Consider the following 13,541-nt stretch of genomic DNA (forward strand, 5'->3'; position numbering starts at 1 on the left):
GTCCTTCGGGTCAGTTGAGCGGGCCGCCGGCGACGTACAGCACCTGACCGGAGACGAAGCCCGCGTCGTCGCCGGTGAAGAAGGAGATGGCGTTGGCGATGTCGTCCGGGCGGCCCACGCGCTGGACGGGGATCTGCGTGGCCGCGGCGGCCTGGAACTCCTCGAAGCCCATCCCGACGCGGGCCGCGGTCTGGGCGGTCATCTCCGTCACGATGAACCCGGGCGCGACGGCGTTGGCGGTGATGCCGAACTTGCCGAGCTCGATGGCGAGGGTCTTGGTGAAGCCCTGGAGACCGGCCTTGACGGCCGAGTAGTTGGCCTGGCCGCGGTTGCCGAGCGCCGAGGAGGAGGAGAGCGAGACGATACGCCCGAACTTGGCGTCCACCATGTGCTTCTGGACGGCCTTCGCCATCAGGAACGCCCCCTTGAGGTGGACGTTCATCACGATGTCCCAGTCGGACTCGCTCATCTTGAAGAGCAGGTTGTCGCGGAGCACGCCCGCGTTGTTGACCAGGATCGTCGGCGCGCCGAGTTCGGCGACGACGCGCGCGACGGCGGCCTCCACCTGCGCGGCGTCCGACACGTCGCAGCCGACGGCGAGCGCGGTGCCGCCGGCGGCGGTGATCTTCCCGACGGTCTCCTTGCAGGCGGCCTCGTCGAGGTCGAGTACGGCCACGGCGCGGCCCTCGGCCGCCAGGCGCACGGCGGTCGCGGCCCCAATGCCTCGCGCCGCTCCCGTCACGATGGCGACACGCTGCTCGGTGGTGGACATGCTGGGTTCTCCTCGCCGTTGGATCGCGGCCCAGCCGACACCGGCAATGCCACCGCACCGGACACTCCGAGTGCGGCCCCGTTGACTGAGCAAGCGCTTAGTACTGTGTGGTTGCGACGCTAGAAGCCCTGGCACTCGGTGTCAACGGCCACGACAGGCAGGGGCGCATGTCACACCCGAAGGAGACGCCGGGACAGACACCGAAGGGGCTGCCCGCGACGGATCGCGGACAGCCCCTTCGGAAGGTGGGTGTAGGACGCTCAGCGGACGAGCAGATCGAGCAGGCGCTCGATCTCGGCCTCCGGATCGAGCGTCAGGCCGGTGTGTACGGGGCCCGGCTGGACGACCGTGGAGCGGGGGGCGATCAGCCAGCGGAACCGTCGTCCGGCATCGTCTCCGGCCGCCTGACCGGCCGCGTCGCCGCCGCCGCAGACGTTCTCCACCGCCCGCAGCGCGGCCTGTACGCCGATGACGTCGGCGGCGGGGTCGAGCGCCCTCAGCTTGCTCTCGTCGAGGTGGGTACGGGCGGCGACGAAGGAGTGCGCCCGGCTGTAGACGAGCACCCCGGCGTTGAAGCACTCCCCGCGCTCGACGCGGGGGACGACGCGCAGCAGCGCGTACTCGAAGACCTCGCGCGTGCTCATCGGGTCTCGTCCTTCTCCGTCGGGTGGAGGCCCGTCGACCGGGTCCTCGGGGTGAGGCGGTCGGCGAGCCAGCCGGGGGCCTTCGACGGCCCGGTCGGCGCCGGGGCGTCCATGACGATGCGCTCGTGGATGGTGGCGGCACGGGCCAGCAGGGGCGCCACGTACGCGCGCCGAAGCTCGTCCGTCGAGTCGAACCCGGGCTCGCCGAGGAGCCACTCGTCGGGTACCTGGGCCGTCACCTCGGTGAGCAGCTCCTCGGTGACCAGCGGGGCGAGCGCGGCGGCAGCGGCCGCGACGTCCGGTCCGGTGGGTGCCAGTACGTGGTCGGAGGCGTTGTACGGCTTGGCCGCGGACGCCTGGGCGCCCGGCCAGTTGTGGTGCCAGATCATCGTGGCCCCGTGGTCGATCAGCCAGACGTCGCCGTGCCAGACCAGCATGTTGGGGTTGCGCCAGGACCGGTCGACGTTGTTGATCAGCGCGTCGAACCAGACGATCCGCCCGGCCTCCACCGGGTCGACGTGGTAAGCGAGCGGGTCGAAGCCCAGGGAACCGGGAAGGTAGTCCATCCCGAGGTTCAGCCCGCCGCTCGCCTTGAGCAGCTCCTGCACCTCCTGGTCGGGCTCACCGAGCCCGATGACCGGGTCGAGCTGCATGGTCACGAGCTCCGGCACCCGCAGCCCGAGGCGTCGGCCGAGCTCCCCGCAGATGACCTCCGCGACCAGGGTCTTCCGCCCCTGGCCCGCCCCGGTGAACTTCATGACGTACGTACCGAGGTCGTCGGCCTCGACGATCCCGGGGAGCGAACCGCCCTCACGCAGGGGCGTGACGTAGCGGGTCGCTACTACTTCTTCCAGCACTTTCCCAGGTCACCCATCTTTTCAGCCTTACAATCCACGGACAGCCTCTCCGGGGCGCAGAGGCGGGAATCGCCGGTCGACTGCGCTGGGGAGAATCTGGGGAGTTTCGGCCGGCAAGCCGATGCCCCGCGCTCCCCCAGCAGACCGTCGATGGTGCCACGCCCCTTGCTGCCGGCCTCCGGCATGAGGTGAGCATAGTAACCGAGAGTGATCGCGGGCGACGAGTGTCCGAGCCTGCGCGCCAAGGTCACGGCGGACTCTCCGGCTTCCGACGGCGATCCTGTTCCGCTCGTTGGTGGCATCGCGGACTCGCAGTGCCGTACCCATCGACCACGCGTCGCGCCGCTCCCGTGGCGACTTGGGCCACCGCACAGATTTCGCAGGCACAGGGTTGCGTGCGAGGCGCTTGTCGTCGACGGCTGCTTCCAGAGTGGAGGAAAGCTCGGCCAGGATTCCGCGCTGGTGGTCGACCGAGGTTCCCCCGGTGTGCGGGAGGTGCTGATCAGCTGGTCAGAACGGGTTGATGGATGTTCAGGCTCGCTTGACCGGCCGCCGCTCGGTCGGCGTGGTGCTTCTCCTCGAACTCGATGGGGCTGAGGCAGCCGAGCCGCTTCTGGATCCGTCGGCTGTCGCAGAACCCATCGACGTACTCGAAGAGCGCCAGGTTCGCCTCGGCCCTCGCGGCGAAGACGAGGCCGCGGACGCATTCAGTCTTTGATCAGCATCCACACGTTCTCGGCGAGAGCGTTATCGTACGATCCCCGACCGCGCCCATGGAAGCCTTGATTCCTGCCCGCATTCGATGATCCGACTCATGGCCGCCCGCCTCGCCGGCGAGACCATCGAACCCCACGGTCCCATCGAAACCGAAGCGGCCCGACGCCTCACCGGCGTCATCCTCTCCGGGGCGTCCGAGCGGGCCCCGGGTGCCCCTGGTGGATGAACGCGGCCCAGGCCGCCGGGCGGTCCAGTTCCGGCGCACCGGCCAGTTCCCTCACGAGTTCGTCGCTGAGCGAACCGGGGTTCTCGCGTTCCGGATCGAGCATCCACATCCGGGCCCCGTGGAGGGCGTCCACGGGGCTCAGCCCTTCGACGGCCAGGTAGTGGTGGAAGACCGCCATCATCAGGGCCGCCGCCGAATCCCGGGTCGCCCACCGGGAGCCCACCACGTCCCGCGCCCCGCTCGCCACGAAGGCGGTGGTCAGGGTGAGCGCCTCGTCGTGGTCGCGCCTGCTCAGGTCCGTCTCGCAGGCGCTGAGTACGACCAACGGGCCTTCTGGGCAGTCCTGTTCACCGGCGACGCGGTCGAGCAGCCGCGACACGGTCAGCAGCTCGGTGGGTGACCGGCCCTCCTCCCCCGGGCCGGGAGCCAGCCGCAGGGCCGATGCGGTCGGGCTGGTGCCGGCCGACCCGTGACACGCCACGTGGAGCAGGGACGGCCCCCCGGCGAGGGCCGCGAGGATGTCGTCCGGTGTGCCGGTCGCCACGAGTCCGGCGGGAGGCGTGTAGAACGCCCCGTACAGGCGCGCCCGTGGATACAGGGTCTGCTGGAGCCCTGTCACTTCCAGTTCCGCGAACGGCAGGCTCATGGTGGGATCGGCCACCATGACGGGGGCGGAGGCCGGAGCACTCCGGGCGCGCCGGACCGTGCTCAGGAACTGGCGTCCGGACGCCGCGTAACTGATGATCATGATCTGGCACACCCAGTCCCGGCGGGACCCGGCCGGCAGGCGTGCCGCGTGCCAGGGGACGATGCCGAGGCGCCCGCAGGGAACCAGTACGATCCTCGGCGGTCCGGGGCGGTCCGTGCGTCGGCTCTCGTTCGCGGCGAGCCGCTCCGCGACGCCGGTCAGCACCGGGAAGATGACGGCGTCCGTCGCCCAGTCGCAGAGCTCGGACAGCGCCTCCTCCCACGTCCGCAACGCTTCGGGGACGTGGGGCTGCTGCTGGTACGCCGCCGCGGCGTCGAGGTACCGCTCCAGGGGCGCGCTGTTCTCGCCGGACAGCAGGGGCATCGCCCGTACGCCGGTGCCGATGTCCGGACCCAGTACGACCGCCATGCCCGGCGAGGCGCCCTCGCCCGCGAGCAGATAGACGAGCGCGTCCGCGTCGCCCTCGGCCACGCCGGCCTTGAGTTCGTCGACCGTCGGAGTGCGGAACAGGGATCCGTCCCGCTCACGATGGCCCAGGGCCCACAGGGCGCGGCGCCGCAGGGAGCTGGGAAGCTCCCTGGGGAGCGCGCCGGCCGCGCCGCCCGGCCCCTGCTGTGCCGCTCGCCATTCCCGGGCGAGGTCCTGGTGGCCGCCGGCCTCCAGGAGTTCGGGTACGGCCCGAGATGTGGACGCCGCTTGCAGCACCAGCGCGCGGCCCAGCTCCAGTGCGGCCACCGCCTCCTCCACCCGGCCCTGGGAGGCGGCCCAGACAGCGGCCCGCATTCCGTACTCGGATCCGGACCGGGCGGTCAGCAGAGCGTCGTGGGAGCCCGACTGCAGGACGACGTCACCGGCGAGTGCCCGCAGCGATTCCAGCGCGGCGGCCGTCGCCGCGTCCCGGTCAGCCGGGTCCTGAGTGCTCCGGAGGCGCCACCGGTAGCACTCCGCGAGCTGCCACAGGGCGGCGAAGGCCACGTGCTGCATCCGGCCCTGACGTACCTCGTCGCGCACGTGCTCCAGGCCACTGATGGCGGCCGCGAGATCGGTGGGGTCCTCGTTGGTCGTGTGACGGACGGCGGCCGTCAAGGCGCGGAGGTACTGGGTACCCGCCGACGAGTCGGCGGGGGACGGGACGGATCCGGGCATGAGGTCGGGCAGACGGTCCGCCACGGCCCGCGAGGCGCGTATCCCGTCGAGGAGGGCGTCGAGTTGCGCGTCGGGGACCCCGGTCCCTCCGTCGGGCCTGGACGCGAGGGCGGCCTCCTGCTGGGCCAGGCCGCGGGAGACCGCCTCGCTGTCGCGGGTACGTTCACCGAGCAGTACGAGAGCGGAGCCGTGTACGAGCGCCACGGCGAACTGGGCCGGGTCCCCGGCGGTCATGGAGGCTTCGAGCGCGTCCAGTTCGCCCATCAGCCGACGGAACTCGTCGACGTTCTCCCCCTCCTCGGACCGCATCCTGGTGAAGAGGCCGACCGCCCGGGCCATCACGGCGATGTGGGCCACGCGTGGATCGTCGGCCGCCCACTGCGCGAAGTGCTCGACGACGGGACCCGTCTGCCGGAGGGCCTCCGCGTCGTCGAACCTGCTGCCTCCGAGGGGACCGGCCGTCTGCAGCACCATGCGCATCAGCGCCTGGATGCCGGAGGCGGCCCCGGCGTCGTCCGCCGGCAGTCGGTCGAGCTGGCCGCCGAGTCGTTCGAGAACCCTGTCCAGGGTCCCGGGATCGCCCGTGCGCAGTGCTTCGGGTAGGCCGATCATGGCGGTGAGCCACGCGTGGGTGACCGCAGTTTCCGTCCGGTCCGCCGCCTCCGCTGCCGGTTCCTCGGCGCCGGGCTCCGGCGCGGGTTCCTGGGCGGCGGGCTCCGGCGCGGGTTTCTTGGCGCCGGGCTCCGGTGCGGGTGGGGCGGCTTCACGGAGAATCGGGGACAGAGTCTCCAGCATCGACCGGAGCTCATCGCTCAGGGGGAAGCCGGGGGGCAGCATCAACAACAGCGCTTCGGGATCGGACAGATCCCCCTTCTCCAGGTACGAGAGGAGGTCTTGCGTCTGGTTCAGCTTCTGGTGCACCTCCGGCGGCAGCGTCGGTATCCGGCCGACCTCGGCGGCCAGGGCCGCGATCCGGGCCGCCTCGGCGGCCGGCTGCCCGGGGAGGGACGCCGCGGAGAGGTCGAGGAGGGACCAGAGGTCCGGAGGGGACGGGGCCGTGGCGCCCGGCTGCACATGGGGAGAGACCATCAGCAGGAACATCGCCGCCCACTGCCTGTCGTCGTCCGCCATCCGCTCCCCCGCGGGCCTCGCCGGATCCCGTACCTCTTCCAACAGGAGCCGGGCCCGCTCCCGGTCGTCCGCCGTGCCGCGCCCGGAGGCGTGGCGCACGGCGAGCAGACTGCCGAGTACCAGGGTGACCTTGCCGAGCAGGAGCCGGTCGTGGTCCAGGAGGGTGCGCAGCCGCAGCAGTTCCGCCACGGAGCCCTCGAACTCCTCCGCGGTGACCGTCTGGTTCTCGTCGTTGCGCCCGATCAGCCGGGCGGCGCGTCCGGTCGCATCCATGGCCCAGGCCCGAAGCCCCTGGACTCCGCCGCTGTCCTCGTCGCCCGCCATGTCCCGACGCCCCGTCCGTCACGATGAATGCATCCGGCCGATCCCGCGGCCCCATGGACGCAGTGTGGCTCGTCGCGCGGCCCATCGCCCCCGACTCCCTCCGAACGACCGGTTTTCGGCCCGGTTTCGCCCCCGGCCCCGGGCCGTCGCCCCCACGCGGGTGGGCGGCAACGGGTCGAAGGGCGGGCGAGGTCCGGGTGCGGACTTCACGCCGTGCGCCCCGCGGTGCTTCGCTGTTCCTGCGGGGGAAACCAGAGGGAGGAGGCAGCGTGGACATCGGTGTGATGACCGCTCCGCTCGTGGCGGTCGTCGGTGTCGTCGGCACTCTGATGTCCGCGCTGCTGACCCAACGGGCCGCCGACCGGAGCCGGCAGCGCGAGCAGGAACGCACGGAGGGGGCGTGGGACCGCCGCATCGAGGCGCGAGAGCGGTGGGCGTGCTACGTGGCACTCAACATCTCCGGCCGTCACTATCTGGCCGCTCTCACCGACCAGTTGCACGCACTCGGCCACGAGGCGGTGCTGCCGAACGTGCGTCAACGGCTCACCGACGCGCGGGACGACCACCGGGAGGCGTACGCGGAGGCACAGCTGATCCTCCCGGACCGGGTTCTCGACCATGCCGAGGCCGTGAGTCACGGGCTGGGCTCGGTCTACGGCATGGTCCGGCGGCTGGACGACGGCACCCCGGAGACGGCGGACTCCCCGAGCGCGGCGCACGAGGAGATCCGGGCCCTGTGGGAGCGACTGCGGGAGATGCGCGCGCAGATGAGGGCCGATCTGGCTGCCTCCCGGTCGCAATCCGGTCGTCGGCGGGGTGAAGCCGAGGAATCCGGGGTGGCACCCTCGAATGATCGGCATAGTGAGGAGTGACCCACGTCCGCTGGGGCTGTGGAGGGCCGCTGGGCCCGGAGAGGCGGGGATGCCGGTGAACCGGGAGGAGAGCGGCGGTGTCCGGGGCCTGCGTGCCTGGGCCTTCGACGCCGGCGAGCGGGTGAAGCGGCAGCTCCCGGGCATGGGAGGTGGCGCGCTGCCGCCCCGGGCCCACGGCGCCGTGGTGGCCGAACTCGAACAGCTCGCGGGGCTGCTGGACCACGACGACAGCCTGCGGGGCGCGGTGACCGTCTGGCTGGCAGGAGCGCTGACCCTGCGGCACGCGGACGGGGACGCGGGCCGGGCCGAAGGGCTGTTGAGAGAGGTCAGGGACCGGGCGACGCCGCTGGGAGCGGTGTTGGGCGAGGAGGACCGGCGGTGGGCCGCGCTGTTCCTGATGGGCCTTCTCTCTCCGGTCCAGCCACAGCCAGGGGCGTTCGGTTCGGCGCCCGACCTCTCCGGCTATCTCGACCGGATCGGTCGGGTGGGCCCCGCCGGAATGATCGCCACGGCCACGGAGATCGGCGCGCTGATGACCGAAGTGGTGGAACTGCCCCTGCCGCCGGAGACGATCGGCTCATTGCGTCAGGCACAGGCGCTCTTCACGTCTCCCTCGGCGCAAGGGCTCTCCGACCTGGTGAAGGGCATGATGCCTCCGGGGGCGGAAGGTTCCCCCTTCGAAGCCCAGGTGCAGCAGATGATGGAGCGGATGCTCAGCGCCATGGCGGCAGGGGGCCGGGGCCCGGCAGCGGCAGCGCAGGACCAGGGACCGGCAGCGTCAGCGCAGCCGCCACCGCAGTCGCGGCCAGAGCCACGGGCACCAGCACAGCCGCAGCCCGGTGTGCGGCCGGACCCGGAGCCTGACCCGGAAGCTGACCCGGAGCCTGACCCGGAGCCGGGGCCGGGACGACCGCGCCTCCCGGGATTCCCGTTCACCCCGGAGGAGTTCCGGAACTCGGTCGCCGTCCTGGACGCCGTCCACGGAGTGACCGGCGGGCTTGATCCGGTCCTGCGCAGCGGGAAAGCCGCGGAGCTCAACGCCTCCCTCGCAAGGCTCCGTTCGGCGCAGGACCTGCCGGTACCGGGCACGTGGGACACAGCCCCGGGCCTGGAATCGATCAGGGCACTCCTCCACGGACTGAGTCCCGCCGTGGGCGGCACCCACCAGGACCAGTCGACGGGCCGCGCCCATCTGGACAAGGTCGTCCGGCACCTGGAGGGCCTGGGGGGATCGCTGCCACCGGGGATGGGCGACCCGGCTGTTCTGGCCGCGGCGATACGGATCGGCTCCGGCGCGAGGGAGGCCAGGGAGACCGGGGACGTCTCAGCGCTGGGCGAACTCCTGAAGGAGGCCGAGGCGCTGGCGGCCGCTGTTCCCGAGGACGACCCGCTCAGGTTCGCGGTCGACGGTGCGCTCGGCGGGGTTCTCGGCGCGCTCGGTGTCGTGACCCTGGACAGGGAGACGCTGCTGCGGGCCCTCCCCCACATCGAGCTCGGGACCGTCCGCCTCCAGGAGAGCGCCGCGCCGTTCGCCGGTGCCGTGCCCGTGCCGTCGGTGGGGAGCATCGAGATGCTCCGGGCGGCTCTCAGCGGCGACAAGGACGTTCCGGTGCCCGATCTCCCTCCTCCTGCGCCGGACGCCTCGATGGAGGAGCGGTACAGCTACGCGCTCTCCCTGGGCATGCGTTTCGACCACACCGGCGATCCGGTGGTACTGGACGCCTGTATCGAGGAGTTCGAACGGCTTCGGGCCGGCATCCGGGACGGCATGGGACCGCGGTTCGCCGCCGACGCGCTGTGGCACCTGGCCGAGATGTACCACCTGCGCCGCCTTCGCACGAGGGACATGCCCGACCGGGCGGCGGAGACGCGCACTGTGGAAGCCGCCGAGGAGGCGCTTGCCTCGCTCGCGGCCGACGTACTTCTCCAGACAGGGGCCGAACACGGGCTGCTGGCCGCCCGCACCGGGGCGAGAAGAGGCGTCAGGGCCGCCCGGATGGCTGCGTCGTACGGCAGGCTGCACGAGGCGGTGGCCGCCCTGGAGGTCGGCAGGGCCCTGGTCCTGCAGGCTGCCTCCACCGCGTCGGCCGTGCCCGACCTGCTGGAGGCAGCCGGACGCCACGACCTCGCCGAGGCATGGCGGACGGCCGGCCGGAGCAGCGGCGCCGACGACGACGGGGCAGAGGTGCCCGGGCTGCTGTCGAGCACGCTGCGGCGCGAAGCCCTCGACACCCTGGGCTACCGCCGGGGAGTCCTCCTGAACACGCCCACGGTGAGCGAGCTCGCGGACGGGCTCGCCGATGCGGGTGCGGACGTACTCCTCTATCTGGTGGCGGGTGACAGTGAGGGCCCGGGCCTGGTCATCCTGGTGGGACCGGAAGCCGGAGTCGGGGCTGGAGCCCTGCACGAGCTCCTCGACGTCGAGGACGGGCCTCTTTCCCGGTACGTCGAGGCGGCGGCGGCACGCGATCGCAGCCGGACCGGGGCCGCCGCGCAGGCGTGGGAGGCGGCCCTGGAGGAGTTGTGCGACTGGGCGGCGCAGGAGCTGGGTCCGGTCCTGAACGGCGTCGAGGAGCGTCTGGCGAGGACGGGCGGAGAGCGGGAGGGCCGACCGCTCCGCGTCGTACTGGTGCCTTGCGGGCGCCTGGGGATCGTCCCGTGGCACGCCGCGAGGCTCCCGGCCGAGGCGGCTCACGACCGGCTCTGCCAGGCCGCGGTCGTCAGCTACGCTGCGTCGGCCGGCCAGTTCCTGCGGGCGGCACGCCGCGCGAGGCGGGATCCGGCCGCCGTCCCCGTACTGCTGGCCGATCCGACGATGACTCTGTCGTACGCCGATACCGAGGTCACCACTCTGCGGGACGCCTTCTACCCGGATGCCCGGCTGTGCGGCGCGCTCTACGACCAGAAGGTGCCACCGGGAACACCCGACGCGGTCCTGGGGTTCCTCGGCGACGGCACCTCGCTGCTGCACATCGTCTCGCACGGGGAGGCGGGCACCCGCCCCACGGTCTCGGCCCTGCACCTCGTGGCCGAGGACGCGTGCACGCCGGCCCCGTTGACGGTGACCCGGCTGCTCGACCACGAGGAGCGACAGGACGACACCGACGGTCCGTTGGTCGTACTGAGTGCCTGTCAGACCGACCTGAGCGCACGGGATCACGACGAGGCGCTGACTCTCACCACGGCGTTCCTCGCCGCGGGCGCGCGGGACGTCGTGGGATCGCGCTGGCTGGCCCAGGACAGCGCGTCGGCGCTCCTGATGGCCGTTTTCCACCACTACCTGACCGTTGACGGGCTCAGCCCCGTCGACGCCTTGAGAGCGGCCCAGTTGTGGATGCTCGACCCCCTGCGCGAGAACCCGGGATCCCTCCGGGGCGATCTGCTCCGGGAGATGGGACAGCCGGGACTGGAACGGACCGCGCTCTGGGCCGCCTTCATCCATCAGGGGCATCCAGGCGCGGACACGGCGGACCGAGGAGAGGGAACCGTATGAACGAGGACGGCCGCGGGCCATCGGCGGAGCCGCTGCTCGCCCTGATAGGGGAGCACCGGGCATCCATCCGCGAGGCGTTGGACGACACCCAGTACGCCCTGCTGCTCACCCGTCTCGGCGAGCTCGCCGAGGCACCACCGGAAGAGACCATGGCGGTCCGCAGGGGCATCCGGGGCGTCGAACTGGCCTTGCGTCCACTGCCGTTCACGCATCCGTTGCGCGCCGCACTGGACAGGGTGCGGCTGGTCGCAGCACCTCCCGGGCCGGAGACCGTGTCGGAGGCGCTGCGGCTGGTCAACCTGTTCGCGGACCCGGAACCCGAACCGGGCCCGGAGCCCCGCCCGCGCCCGGAGCCCGGCGCGGAGCTTGATCCGGCCCCAGCACCCGGTCCGCTGCCGCGTGCGGCATCCGGATCGGTCTTCGCCGGGGATCACGCGCCCGATCCGCTGCTCGGGGAACCGGCCCTCTCGGCGGCCGAGGCGAGAGCCCGTTGCGGCGGTGCGCCACCACCCGAACTGATCAGACTGCTGGACCCGCCGAACGGCGACCGCTACCCGGAGTTCCAGTTCCCCCGGGGCAGTGGCACCCCCCACGAGGTCGTGCTCACGGTCAACCGGCTGCTTCTGGCGGACATCGATCCCCGCGGCGCCGCGTCGTGGTGGCTGGGCAGCAACACCTGGCTCGGCGGATCGCCCGCGTCTCTCCTGGGACGGCTGCCCGACCAAGAGCTCGTGGGTGCGGCCGTCGCCCTCGTGGAGGGAGAGTGACGATGACTTATTCCGCGCCCCTGATCAGGTTCTTCCCCATGGCCCAGGGTGAACTGCACCCCAACCACAAGGTGATTCCGGCAGGCACGGAGCTGTGGCGGGTGCACAAGTCCAAGTACGGACCCGGTCAGTTCAATCCGACTCTCGCGGACCTGCACTTCGGGGGAGGCCGCTTCGACGGCACTCTGCTGGACCCGTACCACAGCCTGTACGTGGCCGACAACGCCCTGACGGCGCTCGCGGAGAGCGTGCTGCGCTCCGTCCCCTGGAACGGGGAGAGGCGGGTGATCCCCTACGCCACCGTGCACGGCAGGTCGCTGAGCGTGCTGCGCACCACGTGCGATCTGCGGGTGGTCTCGCTCATCAAGGAGGTGGATCTGGCCGCGGTCCGCCGGACCGCCGACCTCCTGGACGACGAGAGGAGTTACGCGAAGGCGAGGCGCTGGTCGAGCGAGATCCGCGCTCACGCGCCAGACGCCGTGGGGCTGGTGTGGCAGTCCCGCCGCAACCGGCCCGAGGACGCCATCGTGCTCTTCCACGACCGCTTCGACGACTGCCACTGCAAGGCCCTGGAGGTACTGGAGGGGCAGGGCATCACGGACCTCGGCTCCCCGGCCGGCCTCAAGGAGGTGAACCGGATCCTGGATCCGTTGTGGGCGGAAGTGTCGCAGCCCGAGGGGTGGTGAGGCGTGGCCGGACATCGTCCCGGGCGCCCGGGCGCTGCTTGTCAGCCCGGGAAGGTGGTGCCAACGTGAGCGCATGGCATCACCTGTTCCCGATTACGCCACGCTCCTCGCCGAGTTGAAGGACGTCAGGCTCGCGGGTCTGACCCGGCTGAGGGGACGCGCGCTGCCCGTGCTCGAAGCGGCTGCGGCGGCGGTCTCGTCCGACGGAGCGCGGGCGACGGGGGCACTCACGGAGGTACTGCTGCGGAGCGCGGTGGCCCGCCTGGACGCGGGGACACTGCGCACCGCGGCCGAGTACACCCTGGGGCTGGCCCAGGGCACCCGGGACTGGCCGGCCTCCTCCCGCCGGGCCAGAGCGGCCTCGGTCTACGGAGTGAGCGTCGAACGGTTCCGCAAGGAACAGGAGGTGATGGTTCTCGGCCAGGTCGCCGAGCACATCCTGCTGCTGGTGTCCGACCGGGCGGGAGTCGAGGGCTCCGGCACCGCTGGGGACAACGGCGCCGCGGGCACCCATCGGTCCGTGGAGGTCCGGACAGGCGGCCGGCCGGTCGTGCTCTCCGTGCACGTGCATCCCGTGGACCTGCTGCGTGACGTGGACGTGGTCGTCTCCCCGTCCAACGTCTACCTGGCGCTGCCCGAGGAGTACAAGTCGTCGGTCGCCGCGTCACTGCGCAGGGCGGCCGCCCAGCACGGCGTGACGGGGGAGATCCTGGCCGACCCGCTGTCGGCGGAGCTGCGTACGTGGGCGGAGCAGCAGGGCACTTCGGGCCGTGCCGTGCGGCCGGGCACCGTGGTGGCCACCGGGGCGGGGGCGTTGGCCGAACAGGGAGTGCGGCGCATCTACCACGCGGCAATCGCCGTGCCCCGGGCCGGTACCAACGACTACGACGTGCTGGCGGCCGACGTCACCCGGGCCGTGGCCCGCGCCATGCGGATGCTCGATGACGAACACCGGCGCCACACGCCACCGTTGCGGTCGGTGTGCTTCCCGCTGCTCGGTTCGGGCCGCGGCGGGCTGTCGTACGAGGACAGTCTGGGAGCCGTCTGGGCGGCGGTGGAGGCGGAATTGGCGCGCGGGGCGGACTGGGACGTGCACTTCGTGGTGCGCACGCCCGAGGCGGCGGCTCTGGTCGAGGGCATCGCCGCCGGAATCCGCCCGGCGTACGACCGGAGACCGACCGGTTGACCCGGTGCAAT

General features: G+C 72.0%; 10 protein-coding genes. 5 read left to right on the forward strand and 5 right to left on the reverse strand.

What is annotated here, in order from left to right; translation table 11 throughout:
• Positions 1–10 precede the first annotated feature (10 nt).
• The 5 genes from fabG to OG599_RS03975 form a co-directional block, all read right to left on the reverse strand.
• Complete coding sequence (gene fabG / locus OG599_RS03955) at positions 11–772, reverse strand: 3-oxoacyl-ACP reductase FabG (protein WP_327174539.1); 762 nt, start codon at positions 770–772, stop codon at positions 11–13.
• A 260-nt stretch (positions 773–1,032) separates the two neighbouring features.
• Positions 1,033–1,416 carry a DUF3037 domain-containing protein gene (locus OG599_RS03960; RefSeq protein WP_327174540.1) on the reverse strand — a complete coding sequence of 128 codons (384 nt, stop codon included), beginning with the start codon at positions 1,414–1,416 and terminating at the stop codon, positions 1,033–1,035.
• The gene (locus OG599_RS03965; protein WP_327174541.1) at positions 1,413–2,273 is read right to left on the reverse strand and encodes a HipA family kinase; all 861 of its coding nucleotides are present in this window, start codon (positions 2,271–2,273) and stop codon (positions 1,413–1,415) included. Before OG599_RS03965 ends, OG599_RS03960 begins: the two co-directional genes overlap by 4 nt.
• Before the next feature lie 502 nt (positions 2,274–2,775).
• Entirely contained in the window at positions 2,776–2,937 is a 162-nt protein-coding gene (locus tag OG599_RS35415; RefSeq protein WP_442809659.1) for a hypothetical protein, read from the reverse strand.
• Positions 2,938–3,166: 229 nt separating this feature from the next.
• On the reverse strand, positions 3,167–6,526 hold the full coding sequence (locus tag OG599_RS03975; protein WP_327174543.1) for a CHAT domain-containing protein: 3,360 nt from the start codon (positions 6,524–6,526) through the stop codon (positions 3,167–3,169).
• Positions 6,527–6,795: 269 nt separating this feature from the next.
• On the opposite strand from OG599_RS03975, the gene OG599_RS03980 reads away from it, so the two are divergent.
• From OG599_RS03980 to OG599_RS04000, 5 genes are all read left to right on the forward strand, one after another.
• A complete protein-coding gene (locus OG599_RS03980; protein ID WP_442809374.1) occupies positions 6,796–7,398 on the forward strand; it encodes a hypothetical protein in 603 nt (200 codons plus the stop codon).
• A gap of 49 nt (positions 7,399–7,447) precedes the next feature.
• Positions 7,448–10,891 carry a CHAT domain-containing protein gene (locus OG599_RS03985; RefSeq protein WP_327174544.1) on the forward strand — a complete coding sequence of 1,148 codons (3,444 nt, stop codon included), beginning with the start codon at positions 7,448–7,450 and terminating at the stop codon, positions 10,889–10,891.
• Positions 10,888–11,658 (forward strand): hypothetical protein, encoded by a 771-nt coding sequence (locus OG599_RS03990; RefSeq protein WP_327174545.1) that lies wholly within the window; start codon positions 10,888–10,890, stop codon positions 11,656–11,658. Before OG599_RS03985 ends, OG599_RS03990 begins: the two co-directional genes overlap by 4 nt.
• A 2-nt stretch (positions 11,659–11,660) precedes the next feature.
• Positions 11,661–12,344: an RES family NAD+ phosphorylase gene (locus OG599_RS03995; protein ID WP_327174546.1), complete on the forward strand. Its 684-nt coding sequence runs from the start codon at positions 11,661–11,663 to the stop codon at positions 12,342–12,344.
• A 73-nt stretch (positions 12,345–12,417) separates the two neighbouring features.
• Complete coding sequence (locus OG599_RS04000) at positions 12,418–13,530, forward strand: macro domain-containing protein (protein ID WP_327174547.1); 1,113 nt, start codon at positions 12,418–12,420, stop codon at positions 13,528–13,530.
• Positions 13,531–13,541: the final 11 nt, after the last annotated feature.

The organism is Streptomyces sp. NBC_01335 (assembly GCF_035953295.1).
Taxonomy (GTDB): Bacteria; Actinomycetota; Actinomycetes; order Streptomycetales; family Streptomycetaceae; genus Streptomyces.